Raw genomic sequence first — 22,917 nt, 5'->3', positions numbered from 1 at the left:
TGTCATTTCGGTGCGTGTGAGATCTTTGACCTCCGGGGCAAGGCTCTCAATCGTGCCGCCCAGATTGCAAAGGCGGTGGGTGCGCTTGGTGCGTTCGCCTTTCTCCAGATACTTCTTTCTATTCTCCAGACGCTCCAGCTTGTGTTGTTCCTGTGCAAGCTGCGTCTCGGCTCGTTCCTTTTCGGCTCGGAGCTGGTCAAGGGTTTTCGGTTTTGTCATTGTGATTGACCTCCTTTTTTGATTTTGGGGATAAAAAAAGACCGTCAACTTTTCGCATAGTGCGACCAGTCAACGGTCTGATTTTCGGTATTTATTTTTCCAAACTTGCTGGCGGCGAACAGCATTTTATGCTGTTTGCGGACGGCAAGTCCACAGGGGATAGCCGCATTAGCGGCGCAAGGGGGTGTAGCCACCTTGACGGAACGAAGTGACGCAACTTTCTCGGTCGGGCAGTTTTCTTCTGCTGACAGAGAATGAAGCTCCGCAGGACGCACATACTCCCGATAGGAGAGTATAGAAGTGCGCCCTTTAGTTCCTAAAGGGATTTTCTTCTGACCCAAATTATATAAAATGTAGATCAAGACATTTCTAAGAGGTACTCTCAGATTTTCACAACATAAGGTTCATCTTCAATAATACCCTGATCGTGGGTAACAATGATAACCGTTTTACCTTCTTCATTGAGTTCGTGCAATAACCTCATAACAATATCTCTATTTTTCTTGTCAAGTGAGCCAGTAGGTTCATCTGCCAAAACAACAGAACATTTTTTCATCATAAGACGAGCTAAAGCAACTCTCTGTTGTTCACCACCGGAAAGCTGATAAACTTTTTTGTTAACTTCCTTTGATAACCCCACACGATTAAGAGCTTCTTTAAGTGATACTTTAGTTCGGCTTGATTTTTTAATCAAACTTAAATTTTCTTTAACTGTCTTATTTTCAAGCAGTGCAAAATTCTGAAAAAGAAACCCCACTGTATCCGCAAAAAAACTGTTTTTATTTTTAAGCCGGGTAATATTCAGCCCTTCGATTATGATACTGCCGCTATCCGGTTTTTCGATACCACCAATCATATTGAGTAAAGTGCTTTTTCCACTGCCGCTATCGCCGCTGATTACTACAAAACTTCCATCCGGAATTTCTAAATTAAAGTTAGAGAAAATTATTTTCTCTCCAAATGCTTTATTTAAGCCACGAATTATAATCATAAACATCCTCCCTTCAATGACTTTGAGATATTTGTTTTTTCAACCCACATAATATTTGTGAAAATGATTGCCATTTCAATAATGGTGAGCAACGCTCCAATCAGTAAAGCAATCCCGACACTTGCGTTAGATATAAAAATTGAAACAATGCAAATCAATATCACAACGGCTATATTTTCTAAGAGATTAACGGAAATAAATCTTTTGTGCCTTTCATAAAAGCGATAGCCCAAAACCTTTTTGAGGGAGATTTCCATCGCATTAAGTCTAAATTCCATTTTCACTTCAGATATGATGATAGCGATATCTAACAGCAATACTAATACGCAAAGAGAGCTTATAAAGCCAATCAGTTTCACGAGGAAACTATGACTATAAATGTAATCCTCTCCGACATTCGTCAGCATAAAATAGTGTGAACCAAGCTGTTCTGAATATTTTTTCGCAACACTGCGAATTGTGCTTTCATCGCATCCGTAGATTACCTCACCATTATATGTTCCTGTTTCGATATAACTTCCATTTAAAGCAACAGCCTCATTTGCCTGATAAATCACAATCGGATTTGTTACTCTTGACAATCCGTCAATAGCCTCTTCTCTGTTCGAATTGAGATAATAAAATTGTTCTCTGCCAGAATATTCTTTATAAACAACACGCAGTTCTTCTGCATTTTGGGTAAGAGAGCCAATTTCCTCTTTTGCGATATCTTTGTATGATTCCGCATTTCTTCCCTTTGGCACGAAGACCACGATATCCTCTTTTTCATCATCTTCAGTAAGCATATCAGAAAACCCTTGTAGCATATCTCTGGCATTATGATTTACAAAAATATAATTATCCGTATCGCTTATCCGGCTGCCTATGCAGACCACCGGATTTATCGTGTTGTATTCATTTTCGTAAAGGTCATTCCAAAATTTGCTCTCTTTGGATTCCTCCTCATTTTCTTCAAAAGGAGGTTCAATCTGCATAACTCCAAAATAATAATCATTATAATGATTTTCTAAAAGAGTAGTGTTTGTAAGTAAATTACCTTGAATGCTACTGAGATTTGTAGTTATTGTAAAAATTGTCATAGCAGTAGCAAATACTTTAAGACCGTTCAGAAGATAAAACATACCTTTTTTATCTGAAGCATTGGCAAAGGCTTTTTTTACATCAAAGCGGACAAAAGCAGCATAAGGAATTACGGAAAGAACTGCTCCGGCACAATACACTGCCAAAATGAGATGATCTTCATACGCTCCCGATATAAATTGAGAAACAAGCAACTTTGCTAAGACGAATAATGCAGCATATGAAATCATATCAGCCACTACAGCTTTTAGAGCAATCACAGCAGCATTTTCGCCCAGAGAAGCTCGTACAACTACTTCCTTTTGCCTGCGTATCACCTCAATCATATTAAGTACAATCATCAATATGGCAACCAGGCCCCAAACAATGAACATCATATCAGTTTCGGTTGATTGCCAAAACTCTGGCTGCGATATAGAATATTCTTTTGCCAAATCTTGATATGTGGCAATAATGTCATCATCATCACCGATATAGCTGACCATTATTTCCTGTCCATTGCCTGTGTTTTTTGCTTCTCTAAAATCTTCAAATTCTATTACGGTGATTCCACCTATCAAAGCCGTATATGTTTTTTCCTCAATATCCATTGTGCTTTTAAGACTATCCCGAACAACGGTATCATCACCATAAATATAAAGTCTTGTCTGATAATTAGAAACTCTCTGATTAAAAGTCGAAAAAATATGAACACCATGCTTCTCAGCTGTATCTTCTGCATTGGCTAAAAATGAATCCATATCGTCATTAGTAGTTGTGTATCTGGACGATAAATAATAAGCACCATTAAAGTTCCAGAGCATATTTTGATATACTTCAGCTTGCATAACAAAAGCAAAAATAATCGTAATCAACAGCAATATATTTCTTATATGTTTCATTTGAAATTCTTAAACCTCCTTTGAATAGGTAACAGACACACGATTGCCCAAAATACTAATATGGATTTTTTCATACAACCACATTCTCTTGTTAGATTCTAATTTTCCGTTTTCTTTATTCGCATAAATTGTACCATAAAACTCGTGAACAATTCTACCGCAACTTTGGACTACATGAGAAAAGTCCGAACAGTTTTCTGCCCGGACTTCCTCGCTCAATCATAAATCAATTCCGCTTTCACAATCTCCTCTGCCTGTGCCTTGCAAGCGTTCATCTGCCGCACCCATTCCATTTGGTTTTTGGCTTTTAGTTGCTCGGTCACGCCGTTTTGCTCTGCCAGTGACCGCACGATCAGCTCCATGCGGTTTCGTGCCGCTTCGTCAATCTCGGCGCAATGCTCAAAGAGCTTGTCGGATAGCACCAGCTCATTGAACAGTATCGGACGGTGCATTTCCAGATACGCCTTGCGAAGTCTGCCGTAGTGTCCGAGGGGCTTGGTCTTGCGGATAACGATGTTCGGGATAAGATAATCGCCGTTCTGTGTATAAGTGATATTCATGCTGTTTGTACTCCTTTCATCGGCTCTCTCTGCGGTAAACTGCTGACAGGGACGAACACTCCCTTTGCAATATCCTCCGCACGAATAGCGGCTTTCTTGGCTTCGATTTCTGCCTTTTTTCTCCCCTTGATTTTGTCCTCGTATCGCTTCTGCGCTCCGCTGGCTTTCCGCTTCAAGTAGTTCTGATGAAGCCTGTCCTTGCGTTCCTCACGCTTGCGGATTTCCTCTAATTCCTCCGGGGTAAGCTCCGCTTCTCCAAACGCCGGGGGAACGAATCGCCCAACAAAATTGAAGTAAATCTCAACCTCCTGTGTGGTCTGTATACTTCCTTTGCGGTCACGCTCATGCACAAGAATTTTCTCGATAAACTCGTTGAGCATGGCAATGGTCAGCTTGTCGAAGTTCTCATACTTACCAATCAGAGCGATAAAACGGTCAGCGTCCTTTTCGTGCTTCTCATAGCTCTTGACAGCCTTTTCCAGAACAGAGATTTCAGCGGTAAGCTCGGACTGTTCCTTTTCGTATTGAGCGTCCAGAGTGGCGTATCTGCTGTCGGACAGCTTGCCTAAAATGTTGTCCTCATAGATTTTGCAGAGCAGGACTTCCAGCTCGGAAACTCTCTGCTTTGCTGTGGCAAGGCGTGTCCGCTGTTTCCTGACCTCTGCCGTCTGCTGGCTGGACTGTGCTTCCTGCACCACACGGACAAACTCGGCTCTGTCATGCTTGGCATATTCGGCAATAGCTTTGAGCATTTCGGAAACAAGGGACAGTACCACATCTTCATTGATACGGTGCTGTGTCGTGCAGAGCTTTCCAACTGGGACTTTGCTGTATTGGGAACAGGTATATTGAGAAATACGCTTGCCGTTGTTGGTACGGTGGACATACATCTTGCCGCCGCAATCGGCACAATAAAGCAAGCCTGTGAGGGGAGCTGCTTCGCCCCAGCCGTCCGGGTAGCGTCTGACATTCCCACGGATTTTCTGCACAAGGTCAAAGGTCTGCTGGTCAATAATGGCTTCGTGCGTATTCTCAAAAATCGTCCATTCGTCCTCCGGGACATAATGGCTTTTCTTGTCCTTGAAGTGCTTTCGGGTCTTGAAATTGATGGTGTGTCCCAGATATTCACGCTTTTCAAGAATGTTGCAGATGGTGGAAGAACCCCAGCCGTACACATCTTTGAAAGTCTTATTCTTGTTCACGCCCTCGCCGTGCTGGGCAAGGTAAGCGGACGGAATGAGAATTTTTTCTTCTTTCAGCTTGCTGGCGATCTGATACGGACCGTAGCCCTCAATCGTCATGGCAAAGATACGCTTGACCACCTCTGCGGCTTCGGGGTCAACCAACCATTGGTCTCTGGCTTCGTTCCAGAGATAGCCGTAAATGACTGTGCCTGTGAGGTGCTTGCCGGACTTGCCTTTGGACTGGAAGGTGGAACGGATTTTACGGCTGGTGTCTCTGGCGTAATACTCGTTCATAATGTTGCGGAAAGGGGTAAAATCATCGTCCCCTCTGGCACTGTCCACGCCGTCATTGATGGCGATAAGGCGAACGCCACGCTGACGCAGGATTTCCATAATCTGACCGACTTTCAGATAGTCACGACCCATGCGACTCATGTCCTTGATGCACAGATACTCCACATTCCCGGCTTCAACCTCTTTCATCATTGCCAAAAATCCGGGACGGTCAAAGCAAGTACCACTAATGCCATCGTCCGTGAAATGGACAATGTTCGTAAAGCCCTGCCGTGCGGCGAACTCCTCCAACATAGCCTTTTGATTGGAAATGGAATTGCTCTCACGCTGTTGGTCATCATCTTTGCCAAAGTCATCACGGCTCAGTCGTTCGTACAGAGCTGTGATTTTCTCGTTTTTTCTCATAACTTGCGCTCCTTTCTTCGGTTTTAGGTTGTGTGTTCTAAGAGACTTCCCAACCGCTTGATTAAGAAGTCTTTTAGAGCATACAACACCGCTGGCCAATTTGTACTTTTTATACTGTTTGACCGCAAAGCAATCCGGCTTGCGCTTTTCAAGCCCGGCAAACATATAGTCCACCGCGTTCATAAAGTCCTCGTCATCCTCCTTGACCTCCATGCCGGAAATCATATCCACAAGGGTATTCATGTTCCGATCCTCAGCAGGCCCCTCGAAAATGATGTAGGCAATCAGGGCGCAGTATAAAAGCGTTTCCGATTTCGTCCAGAATGGATCGCCTTCCTTGCCTTCGCCCTTTGTGTTGGAAATCAGGGCATCCACGAATTTCAGAATATCAGCCTCGTTGCGGATATACGCCAGCGGGTTATAGTGCATGGATTTTGAAAAATCTATGCTGTTGAATACCTTGATTTTGTACCCGCGTTTTTGCAGGAAAGCTCCGACCTGTCCCAGCACACCGCCTTTGGGATCGACCACCACATAAGAGGAATGAGCCTGTAAAAGCTGGGGCGTGAGCCAAAAGCGGGTTTTGCCGGAGCCGGATGAGCCGATAATACAGCAATTCAGGTTTCTGGCATTTGCGGGAATTTTAGGGCGGGTGTTCATCGTGAGAAACTCCGTCCCGGTCAAAATCACGTTGTTTTCAAACCTTGGATCAACAAATGGTTTGATGTCTTTTTCCGTTCCCCACCGGGCGCTGCCGTATTCTGCATCCCGCCGAAACTTCTTAGCGTTCTTGCTTTTGAAATAGATCAGCAGCCGGAAACCAACTGCGCCTACAATACCAACAAGCCAATCCAGCGGGGCAAGACCGGGTGCAAAGTCAGCAAAGGCCGGGCCAATCGTCTGGCCCAGCCCGATGAGCTTATGTGCAAAATCGTTACCCGCTGCCAGCCGGTAGGCCGTTCCCAGCTTGAGGAACGCCCACAGGATGAACAGATAGGGAATGTTCGGAATGAGATATTTTCTGATCTTATCTGTCCTCATGGGCCACCTCCTTTGCACGTTCTTTCTGCTTCGGCTTTTCTTTGGAAAGCTGATCTGCCGCCTGTTGCAGTTGTTCCCGGATGGGAACACGGTTCGATTTTGCTTTGCTTAACACTTTCCGGGAATACTCAGAAAAGCAGGCGGTCATTGCGTCTGCCTGTCCAGCCTTGAAAAACAGCAGGTATTTGTCCGGCCCGGTTTTATAGAACGCATAGTCTACATTCCATTTCCGGGCCACGCGGTCAAAGGACTTGGCATCCCCGGATAGCTCAATGCTGTTGGTGGCTGTACCGTGGGCCATGAGCTTTCGCACACTTTGTTTTCCATGCGGTACTTGCCGCCCACGGTATGCCTTGCGGATCTTCCGGCCCACCATGCCCAGCACATACGCCAGTCCCCGCGCCGTCAGCTTGGTTGTTTTTACGGATATGGCTATCGTGCGCCGGGAAATATCTTCATCAATCAGTTACACCGCCTCCTTCCTTGGGACAATTTGTCTCGAAGTGCCATCACCGATCCCCACGGTCTTTTTTCTGCATTTGACGGTAGCCCTCCAAAGAAGAACCGTCTATGATTTCCTGATAAGCGGCCATTTGCGCCCGGATAGAGAGCTTCGGGAAAGAGAACACCTTATGCTCCTTGGGAATATCCTGCAAGCCATGATACACTTCCACGAAATGATCGCTTTCTTTGACAACATAGCCGTCCGGGGCAAAATGACCGTTTTCGTGGATGCAGGCATCCCGGCCATACGCCTCATAATCGAAATACGGTTTTACCTGATCCGGCACATCCAACATTTCCAGATCGTCCACATAAATACGCCCCAGCGTTTCCTCATCGGATACGCCGGGGTAAAAGCCGTAACAGTCCAGATTTTGTGTCAGATTGATGATGTCCCGCACCGAAGAACAGTGATCGCCGCTGTCGAGGACGGCCTCCAGTGTTTCCAGCTCCGATGAGGTAAGCTCGGAAAGCAGGCAGGCCAGATGATTAAGCTCGTCCAGATTTTCATACTCGCTCAAATGGTCATAGAGCCCCAGCACATCCCCATCGAAAGAGGTAATAAAAATTTCCTGATAGCGGACGCCATCCACGCCGATCCGTTTCAAGAGAGCCTCCACCTCCTGGGCGGTTGTGGGAAATTTCAGTGTTTCACCCACAAGCTGGCCCTCGCTGTACTTTCCGGCGTTGGTAACGTAGGCTTCAAACAGGGTTGCCATTAGCGGCGGCCCTGTCCCTTGACGGTCAGGATGCCCTCAAGGGTTGTTGCCGTAATTCCCAGCCGCTGGGCCACGGCAATATCATTTTTCATGGCTTCGGTCATACTGTGCCCGCAGACAACCAGCACATGCGAACGGCGGAGCAGGTCACGGCTCATGTCGATGCCGCTTTTATGCTCCTCGGGAACAGCATCGTTGAGAAACAGGGGCAAGTACAAAGGCGGACAAATAGGAGAAAAGCCTGCCTCATACACGGTGCGGCAATACTGCGCCGCCAGTTCTGCGTTTTCACTATCGCCGCCGAGCCATGCAGCGGTGATATAAGCAAGGGGTCGTTTCATCGTTCATACCTCCGATATTTTAATAAGAAAGTTCAACCCAAACCCCACGCCCTTTCCCAGTCTTGGGAAAGGGGGCGGCTCTGGAGGATATACCCCCGCCGCTTGCCGGGGAAATAGCACAGCCGGGGCAGACCGTCAAGGGCGAGCCGCCGAAAACGGCGGTGCGCTGCACCCTTGACGGCCCACTCCCGGCTGTACTAAAAAACAGGCGGCGACGGGGGATATATACCACCAGAGCCTCTGCGCGAGGGCGGGGCCCTCGGGACAAAGTGTCTCGAAGTTGTTACTTGTCAAGTTCCTGCTTTTTCGGGGCTTTTGCCAGCTCCGGCGGCTGTTTTTCTTTCCAGTCATCCAGCAGGGACATAATCTGTTCTTTCATTTTGGCGGGAGTGACCTCCTTGCCAAAATACTTTTCCAGTTCCGCAGTAGAAATAATCACGCCTCGATCCTCCTTTTTCTGTTCTGATAAGATACCGTCAATGACATCGCCGTTAAGCTTGCCTTCCTTATCCAGCTCCCGGAGCCGTTTAGCCTGGGCCAGCGAGGGCGAAGCCTGCTCCCCGTCAATGGAAACAGCAATAAGCCTCTGATTTTTCGGTTTGATGTAGGAAAGCTCCACGGCAGGCATGAAGCCCATCTTTTTATCGTCTACCTTATCCAGAAGCTCCGACACAAGGGAGTTGAGCCGCAAGTAGCGCATGACCTTTTTATAGTTCATTTCATGCGCCTCGCCTACAATCTCAACCGAGCGTTTCCCGACATCGCCTTCCGCAACACCTTTCAGCCGCCCGCCCTGATGCTTGATGTCCTCAACCTCGAGTTCCAGCAGCGCGGCCAATTCGCTGGGGAGCATCCCGTCACGCTGCTTGTTGCTGTCCTTCATGGCCTGTACCGCTTCGTGGTCGGTCATTTCACGGACGATAAAGGGCATTTCCTCCAGCCCCGCCAGTTCACTGCCGTGGGTACGGCGATGGCCTGCTACAATTTCATAGCCGTTTCCATCTTTCTCCGGGCGGGCAAGACCGGGAACCATTACACCGTTTACGCGGATAGAAGCAACGATTTCCTGCATCTTCGCATCGTCCCGTACCTTAAAGGGGTGCGGACGGAATGTGTGAAACGGATGAACCTCGGAAAGTTTCAGATAAACCAGCTTGCCTTCCTCAACCGGGCGGGGCGGTGTGGTCGGCTCGGGAGCCGTCTGTTCCGCAGCAGCAGTTTCCTTCGGTGCCGTATCCTGTGCAGGCTTAATGGGCTCCTTGGCATCCGGGGCCTTTCCGTCACTTCGGGACACTTTGTCTCGTTTGGACGGCTTGGGCTTGTCAGGGGCCGCCTTATCCGCCTTGGGTGGGCGGCCCTTGCGGGCCCCAGCCGATTTCTCCGCTTTCTGATTTTCAGTCGCGGCCTTTTCCGCTTTCGGCGGACGGCCACGGCGCGGCTTTTTCGGCTCCTCCGTATTGGCGGGCTGCGGTGTTCCTCCGGGGGCTGCTGCCTCCGGTATTTCTGGAGTTTCCGCCTTTTCGACTTCGGCGCGGGCGTTCTGCCTCTTTTCCGCCATAAGCTCATTGATTTTGTCAAAGGACACAACCACATCGCCGGGCTCAGGTATGGCAGGCCCGGTCTGTTCCTGCCGGGGCTCAGACGCTGCGGCCTGTTCGGGTGTGGTGATAGGCTCGGCGGCCTCCGGGGAAATATTCTCCGCAGGGCCAGTATTCAATTTTTCATCGGCCATTTACGATCCTCCTTTTCGTTAAAGTTGCACAAATTTGAACGCTAAAATTTTGTAGTTATTTTTGTGCCTCCTTTCCGTCTATCCACGCAAAAAAACCGCCCGTTTTTCATGCCGGACGGCTTTTTGCGTAATGTGATAGATCAAATATTATTTTTTCTGGTTTGTAGACTCCGAAAAGCCTTGTATTTACAGTGTTCCTAATAGGAAGTAATCATACTATACTGCTCACACATCGTTTTTAGCTGTGATCCTCCCATTTTAAGTTTAATATCGCCCTCCGTCTTTCCATTTTCGGGCTCATATTCCAAAAATTCAAAATCCAGCTCTGATAGCCACTCTTTGCATCTAGAATCATGTATTAGTTCATTATATGCCGCTTTCATATGTTTCCAGTCTGTTGAGCCCTCAGTTATAATTAGCGGCTTTTCGTGCTTTGCGTCAATCATCTTTTTCAGAGTCTCTTGAAATTTTTCAGTTTCTGTATAGTAATGGTACGCATTTTCAAATTCTGAAAATTCTTCAGTAGATACTTTTTTCCCTGATGGCATTTCTATTATATCAAATCCATCGTCCGTGAATTTCTCTTTCATGCCAAGCAAGAATAATGGTGAATGAGATGTTATAATAAATTGAATTCTGGGGAACAATGCAATTAGTTCTGGCAAAACTTCTCTTTGCAGCTTCGAATGCAAATGAAGTTCAATCTCGTCTATAATTACAATTCCTTCTATGTCGTTCAACTTATGGCTTAAGTTTATATCATCTGTGTCTGCATATCTAATAATTGTAGAAAACATATTAAACAACGCCATCTGTCCCGTCGAAAGTGCTCCCAACGAAGGAACTAAAAGCGTTCTATCGTTTTCTCTTAAAATTGAAAGTCTATGTTTTCCCTCTGATCTATTTCCCATTCTAAAAACGATTTTTTCGCCTAAAATTGCAGACATAACTTCTTCAGCATTCTTTCGAGATATCGAAAGCAAATTTATATCGTTTGTCGATGGAAAGACAATTGTATATCCATTAGTTTTGTTTCTTTCTAGGTCGGCTCGTGAATCCGCAATTACATCAAAAAGCCATTGCAATGTCATCTCAGGAAGATTCATTGCCGTTATTGGATTGTTGAGTTTTCTTGCATATCTTGACCGAACACTATATGTGTCCATTTCTTTTTTGGGATAGTAAAGTTTTCCCATCCACGAAGGTTTCGCATAGCGCTCTGGACCGAAAAAACAAACAATATTTTTTTCGAACGCATCGTTTATTTTTTTGTTATCTCCAACAACATTTTTATAATTCACTTCACTATTCCAATTCAGATTTATGTCAATTTCGCTCACTTTTCTGAATTCTTCGAATGCATATTCACCAGATTTAAACACATATTCTATCCTGCTGTCTCCTTGGCTCATACAAATATGCGAAACCATATAATTCTTTCCAATTTGAATTTGCTCCGGTGATATTTCCTTATAGTACTGATGTCCTCCCTCGCTATTTTCCGTTGCGTTGTCATATACCTTATCCGCAATTTCGTAGAAAGAATCAACAATATTAGACAGAAAAATAGACTTCCCGCTTCCATTCTTTCCCACCAGCACTAATGGCACCGGCGTTCCATTTTTACTTTTTCTTGTGTTTAAAACCATCTCGTTAATAGGACCCACATTTTTGTACTCCAATTTATCAATATACATATCTTTTCCCCTACCTCCTTTTTATCAAACGGATAAATTTCCGCCAATCCCAAAGAACTTATCAAAGAAGCTCTTCAGCTTATCAATCACACCCTGTTTTTTCTGTGCACGGCCACCGCCGCCAAAGCGGGAAACAGGCGGCATCAGCTTATCAATGTCAGTGCCCACGGTCTTGATCTCACCGTCACAGAACGCATTGGCCAGATATTTGCGTGTCTCCGGCTCCTTCAGCTTTTCCTCTTGGATGATTTTTGCAAGTTCTTTCTCCCGCTGTTCGGACACAAAGGTGTTCCACTCTGTCATCACGTCATCCACATCGTTGACCCCTGCAATAAAGGTTTCAATCAACTGCTTTTTGCTGCGCAGTTCCGGGCTGGCATCAATCGCCTTGCGAATCGTGATGAGCACTTCTTTATCGTCACAATGAGTATCATGGTACTTTTTGACCAGCATCAGAATGTAGTCAATATTGATTTCGACCTGCCGAATCAGCTCCACCTCGAACACCACATCATCCGTGATATCCTCTTTGGTTTCATCGTGCTTCTTATTGCGCCATTCATCTCGCAAGTCCTGATAGCGGCCTAAGTAGTCCTGTAAATCCCGCTCCGAGATCAGTTCGTTGCCCTTGAAGTCATCAAAGGAGGACAGCAGGTTCCGCATCCGCAGCAGTGCACCAAACAGCACGATAAAGTCCTTCTGGTTCTGCTCTCCGACGATCTGCGGCTCTGTCAGCGGGAATTTTTGCGTCAGGTCATCGATCATGTCCGTATAGCCCTGATGGTATTTTCCCTGCTCGTCCGTATAACCGTGGTAATAGTCCGCGTATTTGCGCAGCAGAACGATGCCGCCCGCATTTTTATCTCCAAACAGCGAAATTGCCGCATCCACCCGCTTTTGCAGGTTGCGGAAGCAGACGATATTGCCAAAGGTCTTGATGCTGTTCAAGATACGGTTCGTCCGGCTGAACGCCTGAATCAGACCATGCATCTTCAGGTTTTTGTCCACCCAAAGGGTGTTCAGCGTAGTAGCATCGAAGCCCGTCAGGAACATATTGACCACGATCAGCAGGTCAAGTTCCTTGTTCTTCATGCGAAGCGATACATCTTTATAGTAATTCTGAAACCGTTCGCCATCGGTGGAGTAGTTCGTATGGAACATCTCATTGTAATCCTGAATGGCGGCGTCCAGAAAATCCCGGCTGCTCTGGTCGAGGTTGGAGGTATCTTCCGGGTTTTCCTCGTCCAGAATGCCATCCGTTTCCGCTTCATTGGCTCCATAGCTGTAAATGGTAGCAATGCGCAGCCGCTTGGTTGGGTCTGCCGCCATCTGCTTTTTGAACTCCTGATAATACAGCTTTGCCATCGGCACAGATGCCACACAGAAAATCGAATTAAAACCGCTGACGCGCTGTTTTTGCTTGATTTCCTCCACTGCACCACGCTGGGCAGAGGCCACCTCTGCCACGTTCGTCAGCAGATTAAACTCATACGATTTGTCTCCCCGATAGGTTTTCTGGTCAAAGTGGTCAAGGATGTACTTGGTCACCAGAGAAATGCGCTTGGGTGACATGAACGCCTTTTCCCGGTCGATATCCCAAACCTGTTTATCGTCCATGTCTGGCTCTGTGTCCATCGTCTTGATGTAGTCCACCCGGAACGGCAGCACATTCTTGTCGTTGATGGCATCCACGATAGTGTAGGTGTGCAGTTGGTCGCCGAACGTCTGCGCCGTGGTGAAATAGCGTGGATCAGTGGAGCTTCCTGCGTTGACTGCAAAAATCGGCGTTCCTGTAAAGCCGAACAGGTGGTACTTTTTGAAATTGTGAACAATGGCCTTGTGCATATCACCGAACTGGCTGCGGTGGCACTCGTCAAAGATAATCACAACGTGCTTCTGGTAGACCTCATGCCCCGGATTTTTCTTGATGAAGGTCGCCAGTTTCTGGATGGTGGTAATGATGATATGCGCTTCCGGGTTTTCCAACTGGCGTTTCAGAATCGTGGTACTGGTGTTGGAGTTTGCCGCGCCCTTTTCAAAACGGTCATACTCCTTCATAGTCTGGTAGTCCAAGTCCTTGCGGTCTACCACAAACAGCACCTTGTCGATGTATGGCAGCTGCGATGCCAGCCGTGCCGTTTTGAAGGAGGTCAGCGTCTTGCCGGAGCCAGTGGTGTGCCAGATGTAGCCGCCGCCCTCGATGCTGCCATACTTTTTGTAGTTGTTGGCGATCTCGATGCGGTTCAATATCCGCTCGGTTGCCATAATCTGGTATGGGCGCATCACCATCAGCATCTTTTCTGAGGTAAAGATGCAGTACCGGGTCAGCACGCTCAGGATCGTGTGCTTTGCAAAGAATGTCCGGGTAAAGTCGATCAGATCCGTTAGCACGCGGTTGTTCGCATCAGCCCAGTAGGAGGTAAATTCAAAGCTGTTGCTGGTCTTTTCCTTTTTCGTCTTGCCGTGTTTGGCATCCTTGATGGCATTGTAGCGGGTGCTGTTGGAGTAGTACTTGGTATTTGTGCCGTTAGAGATCACGAAAATCTGCACATACTCGTACAAACCACAGCCCGCCCAGAACGAATCCCGCTGGTAGCGGTTGATTTGGTTGAATGCCTCCCGGATGGCCACCCCGCGCCGCTTCAGCTCCACATGAACCAGCGGAAAGCCGTTGACCAGAATCGTCACATCATAGCGGTTATCATGCCGTGCGCCGTCTGCTTGTTTTACCTCATACTGGTTGATGACCTGCAGGCGGTTGTTATGGATGTTCTTTTTGTCGATCAGTGTGATATTTTTGGAGCTGCCATCATCCCGGTGCAATACCTGCACATTGTCTTCCTGAATCTTCCGGGTCTTTTCGGGAATGTGCTCGTTGGGGTTGGCAATTACATCACTGAAAAACTGCCGCCACTCCGTATCGGAAAACTGGTAGTGGTTCAGCTCTTCCAACTGACTGCGGAGGTTGGTAATCAGTTCATCCTCGGTATGCAGCGGCAGATAGGTGTAGCCCTGCTCACACAGCAGCCGGATGAACTCTTTTTCCAACTCCGCCTCACTCTGGTAGCTGTCAGAGCGCACCTTGGAGGGTTCATAGGTGGCAACAACGGTATCTTCATTGGTAGCCGCAACGATATTGAAAAAGGACATTTCTATCACCTTATACTTTCAAGAACTCCATTTACCGCCTTAAAAAGTTCATATTGATCGTCCAACTGCTCAACAATTTTCAAGCCGTGCATCATATTACAACGAATTCTGTAAATTGACATTAGGCAACCAAGAACTATATACTCTTCTTTTTGAGCTAAAAAACCTTCCATCGCTTTTCTCTCTTCCGGCTCTGTTTTCGGTCTTTTAGCGTTATCCGGATATAATGCTGTCCTTACATATTCTTCAATCATCTGTTCAAACAAGAACCTTCTTTGCTCAAATACTTCTGCCAAATCTTTTTGACTCTGAAGATCAATTTTCACATACGGGGCAACCTTTTTAAGTTCTTTATAATTACATTCATTATGGCAAAATTCTTTTTCAAACCAGTTCCATAAAATCGCGAATTTTCCAATTTCCAAAACCGTTTGGTCTTTTAATTCAAAATCTCTAATTTTCATAATCTCTCCTTAAAGCTCAACAGTTTATCCCGATAATACTCATACTGTTTTTGTCTTGCTTCAATCTCTGCTGGCAGGCCGCTGGTCAAATCATTGCAGATAGAATCAAAACGGTCAAGGATAGAAACAATCCGTTTCTGTTCTTCAATCGATGGGAGATCAATTTGCAAACTTAAAATTCTTGTTGAGTTCAAATCTCCACGTGCGCCCTCCTTTTTCGCAAGAAGTTCTTCCTGCTTTGCACAGATGCAGTAATACACATATCTGTACAATGCCATTTCCGGGTCAACTTCAAGATTCAAACAATGCTGGTTTGTTGTCAGCGGAATTTTATTGATTGCACATCTTCCAGCAGTCGCGCCCGAAATTGCAACTATTACGCAGTTCGCTGGAATCCACTTTGCCGCAGAATTTTTTACTGCACTCTCCGTAATGAAGCACTCCGTCTTGCAAATATCCCGGAATACCACTTCCTGCGTCCTCAGCCAAGGAATATTCCCGTCCTCGTAATATTCTGATACGCCTTTTTTCGGTGTTCCGCCAGAGCAGCTGTTCTTTACTACATCTTGCAGAGAAACAACCGCATAGCCAAACACATACTGCAAGAGCTTAATCAGTGCTCTGCTCTGCTCTGCTCTGCTCTGCTCTGCTCTGCTCTGCTCTGCTCTGCTCTGCTCTGCTCTGCTCTGCTCTGCTCTGCTCTGCTCTGCTCTGCTCAAAATTGTGTTGCCATTTTCTACAAATGTCAAGAGTTTATCACGGTAATACTCGTACTGCTTCTGCCGGGCTTCAATTTCAGCAGGTAAGCCAATATTGAGGTCGGAGCAAATCTTCTCAAAGTTGTCCAGTACATTTACAATGCGGTTTTGGACATTGAGGGGAGGAACAGGCACAGGAAAAGCATTCAGCATAGGCCTACGAATAGATGCAACGGAACTTTGGAACATCGTTTTCTGAATGTATGGCAAAAATTTTGCTTTCATGTAATGGAAATAATATTTAGGCACAACTTCCGGTGTGTTGATGTGAATGCGGTATGCCCGCTGATGCAGCGCATATTTTCCTTCAATATAATGATATACCTTTCCGACGCCCACACCATCACCCGCCGTTATAATGGCTGTTTCATCATACTCATAATCATTCTTTCGCAACGGCTCCTGAGAGCGAACAAAAAACGGATATTTTCCATCTTCCACTGCCTCGTTCGTATTACTGCTTCCAGTTCCAATATCCGCTATATCTGCCAGTTGCACGATTTTTGTGTCAGAGTGAAATGTCAGCAGCTTATTTCTATAGTAACTATACTGTATGCCTCTGGCTGTAAGCTCTGCTGTAAGCTCTGCTGTAAGCTCCGCTGTAAGATTTGTAAAATTGTCCAAAATGCGAACAATTTCACGTTGAATTTCAATCGGTGGAACAGGAAGAACAAGTGCTTTTACAATATCTGCATTTAGATTTTGGACAGCGCCTCCAAAGGATGCTCGTTTTTTCATTTCCTGCTGTATCGCAGATGAACTCAAGAGATAATATAAGTAATCCGAAAGGAAAACATCCTTAAAATTCGATATTGAAAGCCAACCATCGTGTATGCAGCCATCAATCGCCAAAATATAAGGTCTACCAAAGCTCATAGAATTGGATAATATAAAATCCCCTTTCCGAACATATCTTGACTTTTCTGCACCTTCTTTTGTGATTTTTTCTTTGGACTGTGTTATATACTTACTTCCGACAGGAACATCACCTATTTTTATCCAATTCACCCCATCAGAATCATTTGTAATATACTTTTTTATTGGCCGCGGTGATGCACCTCTCAAAACTGTTGCGATTTCACCCAGCTTCTTATATTCCACACCATTCGGGCAAAGCTCCCGGAGCAGTTCATCCAGTTTACTCATTCGCACCCTCTACTTTCTTTGCAATATAGGTACTGTACAGTGCCATCACCGCATAATAGTACATATCTTCCTGTGTTTCAATCAAATCTTCATCGAAAATAAAATCTTCTTCTGATTTAGCAAATACCCGGCAACAGTCAATAACGATTCGCATCGTCCAGAATGTCATTATTTCTTCCGGGCATCCAGCTAATTTGCATTGCGACCAAACCATATCAATTGGTGGCTGCAGTAGACATTTAGATTTTCCCAAATCTGCGGAGTGAAGGTAATCATACATATATCCGTATAGCGTTCCGTTATAGTTCGTGTCTTTTAATAATCGGAGTGAATCACCTTGATAAAAGTGTGTTCGCCTTATGTCCTCAAATATGTACGGGGTTACGGTTTCAATTTTTTCATCCGAATAACACTCCATCGCTCGATGAAAGTATTTAGCCCCATCATATAAAGTATCTCGTCCAAAACCGCACGCCTTAATATCATCTTTTAGTCGTTTTAATGCAGCACTCACCTGTTTTTTAGAAACCTCTATTAGCTGAAAATTGGCTTGCTTCAGAATTTCCTTTTGGACTTCCTCACTACATCTTAAAAACTTAGTCGTTATCGCTCTATGATGCTTTCTTTTGAGATTCAGGCTTTTTGCAATCGCTGACAACGGCAAGTATTCTATTTCATCTTCATTATCAATCAGAAAAACTCTTGCCGCTTCAGCAACAGCTTTTTTCTGCGCCTCCACTTCCATTTGCTCACGTTCTTTTTCATGCGAGCGCTGTAGCCAATAGATTGCAACTGTCAATACAACTGTTGCAATCAATGAGAGCACATCCACTACGAAACTCCAAATCTCAAGGCTCATTTTTACTCTAGGTTTTCCTCCAAATACCTGTCAAAATCGCTCTGGTACAGCCGATCTTGCACCACACGGTACTTTTCAAACTCCGTTTCGGCGTGCATCTTTGCAAGCTGCGCCGAGATTTTGCCTGCGTCCTTCAGCACTTCCAGATCATCTGCCTGCAAATAGATGTCCAGCCGCTTGGCCCAGTCCTCCATGGTCATGGGGATATGACGGCGGGCACGGTTCTCTGCAAGGTCAAGGTATGCCGAAACGATCAGCTCCATGGACTTCATTTCATCTTCGGTCAGGTAGTTTTTCGCCACCGAAACATCGCTCTTTTTGATTTTGCCGTTGGGAGCGTCCTTCCATGTGTGGAGTCCCATGTGCGGCTTTTCGGCATCAGCCCTCTCATAGATCAGCTCTGCCGCCGTATGGCGGTGCACAGCATAGTGCATCTTATTCTGCACCTTTGCAAAGAACTCTTTTGTGGTCAGTGCATTGCGGTCATAATCCAGCGAAGTAGCGTAAATGTCGGTAAGTTTCTGGTAAAAGTTGCGCTCCGAAATGCGAATCTCCCGGATGCGCTCCAACTGCTCTTCAAAGTATTTCTTGGTCAGGACTGTGCCGCCGTTTTTCAGGCGTTCCTCGTCCATTGCCCATCCCTTGATGGTGTACTGCTCCACGATCTGGTTCGCCCAGACACGGAACCGCACCGCCCGCTGGTTGTTCACCTTGAAGCCGACCGCAATAATCATTTGCAGATTATAGTGGTTCACGCTGCGAGTAACCTGTCGGTCACCCTCATTTTGAACTATTCGGAATTTCCGAATAGTTGCCGCCTCGTCCTGCTCATGGTCAGCATAAATCTTTTTGATATGCTCATTGATGGTCGGAAGCCCCACATCGTAAAGGGTCGCCATCATCTTTTGCGTCAGCCAGATGTTTTCATCCTCGTAGCGCATCTCAATGCTGTCCTTGTCCTCGCCTGTAGAGGCAACAAAGGTCAGGTATTCCGCCGCAGAAGAACGTACCAATGCAGAATCTTTCTTTTCGTTTTCCATCTCAGCCCTCGATTTCTGCTACGATCTGGTCAATGGCGGCCCGCAGTTCGTTTTCTCGTGCTACGATTTGCGCAATTTCAGCGTTCAGCTTCACAATGTCGATCTTCTCGCGGGTGTCCTTGGCTTCCACATAAGTGGAAACGGACAGATTGTAGTCATTTTCCTGCACCTCGGAATACTCCGCCAGATGGGAGAAGTGCGCTTCTTCTGCCCGCTGTGCAAAGGTGTCCACGATCTTATTGATGTTTTCCGGCGTGAGCTTGTTGTTGTTCGTCACCTTGACACACTCGGAAGAAGCGTCAATGAACAGCACTTTATTGTCCGTTTTGCCCTTTTTCAGCACCATGATGCAGGTGGCAATACTGGTACCAAAGAACAGGTTGCTCGGCAACTGGATGATGCAGTCAATGAAGTTGTTGTCCACCAGATATTTGCGGATCTTCTGCTCTGCGCCGCCACGGTACATGATGCCGGGAAAACAGACGATTGCCGCCGTACCGTTGGAAGCCAGCCATGCCAGCGAGTGCATAATAAAGGCCAAGTCTGCCTTGCTCTTCGGAGCCAGCACACCAGCCGGAGCAAAACGCGGGTCATTGATGAGCAGCGGATTCTCGTCACCGGCCCACTTGATGGAGTACGGCGGATTCGATACGATCAGCTCAAAAGGTTCATCATCCCAGTGCTGCGGATTGGTCAGCGTATCCTCACAGGCAATGTCGAATTTGTCAAATTCAATGTCGTGCAGGAACATATTGATGCGGCACAGGTTATACGTTGTGATGTTGATTTCCTGTCCAAAGAAGCCGTTGCGCACGGCATCCCGTCCCAGCACCTTTTCTGCCCTCAGCAGCAGCGAACCGGAACCGCAAGCAGGATCATAGACCTTGTTGATTTCCTTCTTGCCTACCGTACCCAGCCGGGTCAGCAGCTCCGAAACATCGGCAGGCGTAAAGAACTCGCCGCCGGACTTGCCCGCATTGCTGGCGTACATGGTCATCAGGTATTCATAGGCATCGCCAAAGGCATCAATGTCATGCTCTTTCACATCGCCAAGGTTCATATCTGCCACGCCGTTCAGCAGTTTAACGAGCTTCTCATTGCGCTTGGCAACGGTCGCCCCCAACTTGTTGCTGTTCACATCGTAATCATCAAACAGCCCTGCAAACTGCCCCTCGGAGGAGCTGCCCTTTGCGGATTCCTCAATGTACCGGAACACCGTTTCCAACGTTTCGTTGAGGTTTTCATCGCTGGCCGCTTTTGCCCGTACATTGCAGAACAATTCACTGGGCAGGATGAAGAACCCTTTTTCCTGTACCAGCCCTTCCCGTGCCTGCTCTGCCTCTGCATCAGACATATCTTCATAGCGGAAATCCGGGTTGCCTGCATCAATTTCGCCCTGATTGATATAGCTGGCAATGTTCTCCGAAATATAACGGTAGAACATCGTACCGAGAACGTAGCTCTTGAAATCCCATCCGTCCACTGCGCCGCGCAGATCATCCGCAATCGCCCAGATTGCACGGTGCAGCTCTTCGCGTTCCTGCTCTTTTTTGGTGTCTACCATTTTTATTTCCTCCATCAAATGCGGATTTCCGCATTGTTTTCTTTCATTTTAACATAGTAAATGTACTACTATTGGTACACCATGGTGTTTTTCCCAAAAAGGATATACTTTCCCTTTATACTATCCTAGTAAAGCGTACCACAGCTTTTCCGTGATTGCAAGCCGATAAAAATTTCTATTGCATTTTTCAGCGAGATAGTGTACACTTTTTTCAATCTTGTCCACTATCTGCATCGCAGACGGTGTTTCGTATCAGTAAGCATATACGGTTTTGGAGGGAAACAAATGAAAGTGAAAAAGACCAAGCTGCCTGAAAACCTGTATCACTACACCGACCCCATTAAGTATCGGATGATTCTTGCAACTGGGAAATTGCTTCTGACACCTTCCAATCTGAAATATGACAACGCCACACTCCATGACGAACCACTCTTTTTTAATGGGCAGAAAATTGGTTATAAATCCGTTGACAAATATGAAAACTATCACCCTGTCGTCTGGCTGACTGCCAATGACCATGCTGGTGCCAAAAATACCGGCCTGTCCAACGACAAAATCATGTGCCGCATTACCATCAAGACCAATGGTAAAATCTGGCGGTATCTGCCTTGGCGCACTTTCTGCGACAAGTACAACGCTGACCGCAGCGTTGCCTCAACCCTCAAACAAACCGCTAATGACTACCTGAACTGGTATGTCTGTGAATCTGAGATTCCAGTTGCGGACTTTGCAAAGGTCGAGTTTCTGGTTGAAGATGGCACCTACAAAGACGAGAAAGACATTCCCGGATTTGCTCTGACGGATATTGCCCCGGAACTTTTTGAGTAAAATATCACTTATATGTACAGACCCCCGCCAACATCCGCTGGCGGGGGTCTACTACGCTTACAGTTCTACGCTGTTCTGCCTGTTCTTCTTCTGACTTCTATCCGCGGTCTGCTCCTGCCCCCTCATAAGCCCAATGACCTGCTGCATCTTTTCGGCACCGAAATAGTTCCAGACTCGCCTGAAATCACGTTTCATCGCATAGAGCTGAGAGTTTTCAGCCTCCACCTCTTTCAGCCGCTGGCTTAGATAATGGGTAGCTTTCTTCTCGTCCTGATAGAAATGCAGATACTTATCCCGCTCATCCTTGACCTCCCAGTACTTCCGATGGAGGGCAAAGAGTACCTTCACCAACTTCTGGATCAGCGGCATGGCTTTCTTTTCCCGGTAGCTCTTGGCCGTTTCAAAGATGCCTGCCTCCGGCACCCATTCCTCCGGCCGCTGGGAATACTGTGCCGACAGACTTTCCAGCCCATCCATGATGGGAGCCAGCTTGTTCAGCTTCTGGCTCTGCTTCTGGTAGGTCTGCTCCACTTTCTGCATCCGCTGCTCGGCAGCGTCTACAGCTGTCTGTACCGTTTCCAGCTGCTCCTTCATCTCAGCCAGATCCGCCTGACACTCCTGCTTGGCCGCTTCCAGTGCAGCCACCTCTTTGGTGCGCTCCTGCTTCTTGAAGTCCAGCACTGACAGGTGTTCTTCGTGGGTGCCTTTCTGCTCCCACTCGATGCCATGCCGTTCCATGACTTTGGCAAGCTGCTCTTTCTCGGCGTTGATCCACTGGTTCAGCTCGGATTCCCGTTTGGAGCCGCCTGCAAAGCCCAAGGCCTTCAGAGCCTGCTTCAGGGAAACCTTGGTGTCCAGTCCTTTGCCTTTCCAGCCGGACACATACGGCACGAAGTCGATGTGCAGATGGGGCGTAGCTTCATCCATGTGGAGGAACGCTCCGAACACCCGCAAGGTCGGGTTACGTTCTTGGAAGCCCTGCATATACTCGTCCAGCAGTTCCTTTGCCAGTACGCCATTCTCGGTCAGGACACCCATATCATCTTTGTTGCCGATCTGGACGATCAACTCATGGAAGAGCTTTTCCTGCTTGCCTGTCCGCAGGTGCTCATAGTAGTCGTTGATACAGCGGTCCTTGCGCTTCTGCTTGGCATTGTAACGCTTCACTGCCTCGTCAAACAGTTCGTGGTACACCTTCTGAATCGGCTCATCCCGGTACACAACATTCAGGCTGCTGCGCTCCGGGTCTACGTTTTCAGCGGTAAAACTTCTCCGGTTATGGTTGAGGGAGCCGGGACCCCGCATTGCGGAAATGGTTCTTTTCAATCGCACGTCCTTTCTCTGTGGAAGTAACTGGTGCCGGACACGGCAAAGGCTTTGTTACTTTCGTCGAAAGTAACGCAAAAGCACTTTTGACAGACGTTCCGTCCATCAAAAGATGCCTTTGCGCCCTGCCGGGA

The 22,917-nt window shown here is 46.8% G+C and carries 19 protein-coding genes; 1 reads left to right on the top strand and 18 read right to left on the bottom strand.

Annotated elements, in window-relative coordinates; translation table 11 throughout:
- The 17 genes from D3F01_RS05050 to D3F01_RS04970 form a co-directional block, all read right to left on the bottom strand.
- Nucleotides 1-219 (bottom strand): DUF3847 domain-containing protein (locus tag D3F01_RS05050; RefSeq protein ID WP_173841952.1); only part of this gene is annotated, 219 nt, incomplete at its 3' end.
- A 44-nt stretch (nucleotides 220-263) separates the two neighbouring features.
- Nucleotides 264-581 (bottom strand): hypothetical protein, encoded by a 318-nt coding sequence (locus D3F01_RS05045; protein WP_242886412.1) that lies wholly within the window; start codon nucleotides 579-581, stop codon nucleotides 264-266.
- Between the two features lie 20 nt (nucleotides 582-601).
- Complete coding sequence (locus D3F01_RS05040) at nucleotides 602-1,210, bottom strand: ATP-binding cassette domain-containing protein (protein ID WP_002593328.1); 609 nt, start codon at nucleotides 1,208-1,210, stop codon at nucleotides 602-604.
- Nucleotides 1,207-3,171 (bottom strand): DUF1430 domain-containing protein, encoded by a 1,965-nt coding sequence (locus D3F01_RS05035; protein ID WP_004845300.1) that lies wholly within the window; start codon nucleotides 3,169-3,171, stop codon nucleotides 1,207-1,209. Before D3F01_RS05035 ends, D3F01_RS05040 begins: the two co-directional genes overlap by 4 nt.
- Nucleotides 3,172-3,386: 215 nt before the next feature.
- Entirely contained in the window at nucleotides 3,387-3,731 is a 345-nt protein-coding gene (locus tag D3F01_RS05030; protein ID WP_004845299.1) for a TnpV protein, read from the bottom strand.
- Complete coding sequence (locus D3F01_RS05025) at nucleotides 3,728-6,655, bottom strand: DUF4368 domain-containing protein (RefSeq protein ID WP_242886409.1); 2,928 nt, start codon at nucleotides 6,653-6,655, stop codon at nucleotides 3,728-3,730. Before D3F01_RS05025 ends, D3F01_RS05030 begins: the two co-directional genes overlap by 4 nt.
- Nucleotides 6,642-7,040: a PcfB family protein gene (locus D3F01_RS05020; protein WP_081445593.1), complete on the bottom strand. Its 399-nt coding sequence runs from the start codon at nucleotides 7,038-7,040 to the stop codon at nucleotides 6,642-6,644. The genes D3F01_RS05025 and D3F01_RS05020 overlap by 14 nt, the downstream gene beginning before the upstream one ends.
- Nucleotides 7,041-7,164: 124 nt before the next feature.
- Nucleotides 7,165-7,878: an antirestriction protein ArdA gene (locus D3F01_RS05015; protein WP_242886407.1), complete on the bottom strand. Its 714-nt coding sequence runs from the start codon at nucleotides 7,876-7,878 to the stop codon at nucleotides 7,165-7,167.
- Nucleotides 7,878-8,219, bottom strand: coding sequence for a hypothetical protein (locus D3F01_RS05010; protein ID WP_003020223.1), 342 nt, complete (start codon nucleotides 8,217-8,219; stop codon nucleotides 7,878-7,880). Before D3F01_RS05010 ends, D3F01_RS05015 begins: the two co-directional genes overlap by 1 nt.
- Nucleotides 8,220-8,502: 283 nt before the next feature.
- Nucleotides 8,503-9,951, bottom strand: coding sequence for a ParB/RepB/Spo0J family partition protein (locus D3F01_RS05005; RefSeq protein WP_242886404.1), 1,449 nt, complete (start codon nucleotides 9,949-9,951; stop codon nucleotides 8,503-8,505).
- A 197-nt stretch (nucleotides 9,952-10,148) separates the two neighbouring features.
- Entirely contained in the window at nucleotides 10,149-11,648 is a 1,500-nt protein-coding gene (locus D3F01_RS05000; RefSeq protein WP_242886402.1) for an ATP-binding protein, read from the bottom strand.
- A gap of 24 nt (nucleotides 11,649-11,672) precedes the next feature.
- Nucleotides 11,673-14,798: a type I restriction endonuclease subunit R gene (locus D3F01_RS04995; protein ID WP_242886400.1), complete on the bottom strand. Its 3,126-nt coding sequence runs from the start codon at nucleotides 14,796-14,798 to the stop codon at nucleotides 11,673-11,675.
- 5 nt (nucleotides 14,799-14,803) lie between these two features.
- A complete protein-coding gene (locus D3F01_RS04990) occupies nucleotides 14,804-15,262 on the bottom strand; it encodes a hypothetical protein (RefSeq protein WP_242886398.1) in 459 nt (152 codons plus the stop codon).
- Nucleotides 15,259-17,166: a restriction endonuclease subunit S gene (locus D3F01_RS04985; RefSeq protein WP_242886396.1), complete on the bottom strand. Its 1,908-nt coding sequence runs from the start codon at nucleotides 17,164-17,166 to the stop codon at nucleotides 15,259-15,261. Before D3F01_RS04985 ends, D3F01_RS04990 begins: the two co-directional genes overlap by 4 nt.
- Entirely contained in the window at nucleotides 17,159-18,025 is an 867-nt protein-coding gene (locus tag D3F01_RS04980; RefSeq protein WP_242886387.1) for a hypothetical protein, read from the bottom strand. The genes D3F01_RS04985 and D3F01_RS04980 overlap by 8 nt, the downstream gene beginning before the upstream one ends.
- Nucleotides 18,026-18,027: 2 nt before the next feature.
- Nucleotides 18,028-19,065 carry a virulence RhuM family protein gene (locus D3F01_RS04975; protein ID WP_242886384.1) on the bottom strand — a complete coding sequence of 346 codons (1,038 nt, stop codon included), beginning with the start codon at nucleotides 19,063-19,065 and terminating at the stop codon, nucleotides 18,028-18,030.
- Nucleotide 19,066: 1 nt separating this feature from the next.
- Nucleotides 19,067-20,629 carry a type I restriction-modification system subunit M gene (locus D3F01_RS04970; RefSeq protein WP_242886376.1) on the bottom strand — a complete coding sequence of 521 codons (1,563 nt, stop codon included), beginning with the start codon at nucleotides 20,627-20,629 and terminating at the stop codon, nucleotides 19,067-19,069.
- A 285-nt stretch (nucleotides 20,630-20,914) separates the two neighbouring features.
- On the opposite strand from D3F01_RS04970, the gene D3F01_RS04965 reads away from it, so the two are divergent.
- The gene (locus tag D3F01_RS04965; protein WP_242886368.1) at nucleotides 20,915-21,457 is read left to right on the top strand and encodes a hypothetical protein; all 543 of its coding nucleotides are present in this window, start codon (nucleotides 20,915-20,917) and stop codon (nucleotides 21,455-21,457) included.
- A gap of 57 nt (nucleotides 21,458-21,514) precedes the next feature.
- Here the strand turns inward: D3F01_RS04965 and D3F01_RS04960 are convergent, their stop codons facing one another.
- Entirely contained in the window at nucleotides 21,515-22,783 is a 1,269-nt protein-coding gene (locus D3F01_RS04960; RefSeq protein ID WP_242886366.1) for a plasmid recombination protein, read from the bottom strand.
- Between the last annotated feature and the right edge of the window lie 134 nt (nucleotides 22,784-22,917).

The organism is Faecalibacterium sp. BCRC 81149, assembly GCF_022750605.1.
In the GTDB taxonomy this organism is placed as follows: Bacteria; Bacillota; Clostridia; order Oscillospirales; family Ruminococcaceae; genus Faecalibacterium; species Faecalibacterium duncaniae.
Note: the sequence above shows the minus strand (reverse complement) of the source record. Positions and strands in the feature narration are given on the sequence as shown.

What these genes read in the sequence shown, in the direction of transcription:
- D3F01_RS05040 (WP_002593328.1), bottom strand. Translation starts at nt 1,210, where the DNA reads ATGATTATAATTCGTGGCTTAAATAAAGCATTTGGAGAGAAAATAATT.
- D3F01_RS05035 (WP_004845300.1), bottom strand. Translation starts at nt 3,171, where the DNA reads ATGAAACATATAAGAAATATATTGCTGTTGATTACGATTATTTTTGCT.
- D3F01_RS05030 (WP_004845299.1), bottom strand. Translation starts at nt 3,731, where the DNA reads ATGAATATCACTTATACACAGAACGGCGATTATCTTATCCCGAACATC.
- D3F01_RS05025 (WP_242886409.1), bottom strand. Translation starts at nt 6,655, where the DNA reads ATGAGGACAGATAAGATCAGAAAATATCTCATTCCGAACATTCCCTAT.
- D3F01_RS05015 (WP_242886407.1), bottom strand. Translation starts at nt 7,878, where the DNA reads ATGGCAACCCTGTTTGAAGCCTACGTTACCAACGCCGGAAAGTACAGC.
- D3F01_RS05010 (WP_003020223.1), bottom strand. Translation starts at nt 8,219, where the DNA reads ATGAAACGACCCCTTGCTTATATCACCGCTGCATGGCTCGGCGGCGAT.
- D3F01_RS05005 (WP_242886404.1), bottom strand. Translation starts at nt 9,951, where the DNA reads ATGGCCGATGAAAAATTGAATACTGGCCCTGCGGAGAATATTTCCCCG.
- D3F01_RS05000 (WP_242886402.1), bottom strand. Translation starts at nt 11,648, where the DNA reads ATGTATATTGATAAATTGGAGTACAAAAATGTGGGTCCTATTAACGAG.
- D3F01_RS04995 (WP_242886400.1), bottom strand. Translation starts at nt 14,798, where the DNA reads ATGTCCTTTTTCAATATCGTTGCGGCTACCAATGAAGATACCGTTGTT.
- D3F01_RS04990 (WP_242886398.1), bottom strand. Translation starts at nt 15,262, where the DNA reads ATGAAAATTAGAGATTTTGAATTAAAAGACCAAACGGTTTTGGAAATT.
- D3F01_RS04985 (WP_242886396.1), bottom strand. Translation starts at nt 17,166, where the DNA reads ATGAGTAAACTGGATGAACTGCTCCGGGAGCTTTGCCCGAATGGTGTG.
- D3F01_RS04980 (WP_242886387.1), bottom strand. Translation starts at nt 18,025, where the DNA reads ATGAGCCTTGAGATTTGGAGTTTCGTAGTGGATGTGCTCTCATTGATT.
- D3F01_RS04975 (WP_242886384.1), bottom strand. Translation starts at nt 19,065, where the DNA reads ATGGAAAACGAAAAGAAAGATTCTGCATTGGTACGTTCTTCTGCGGCG.
- D3F01_RS04970 (WP_242886376.1), bottom strand. Translation starts at nt 20,629, where the DNA reads ATGGTAGACACCAAAAAAGAGCAGGAACGCGAAGAGCTGCACCGTGCA.
- D3F01_RS04965 (WP_242886368.1), top strand. Translation starts at nt 20,915, where the DNA reads ATGAAAGTGAAAAAGACCAAGCTGCCTGAAAACCTGTATCACTACACC.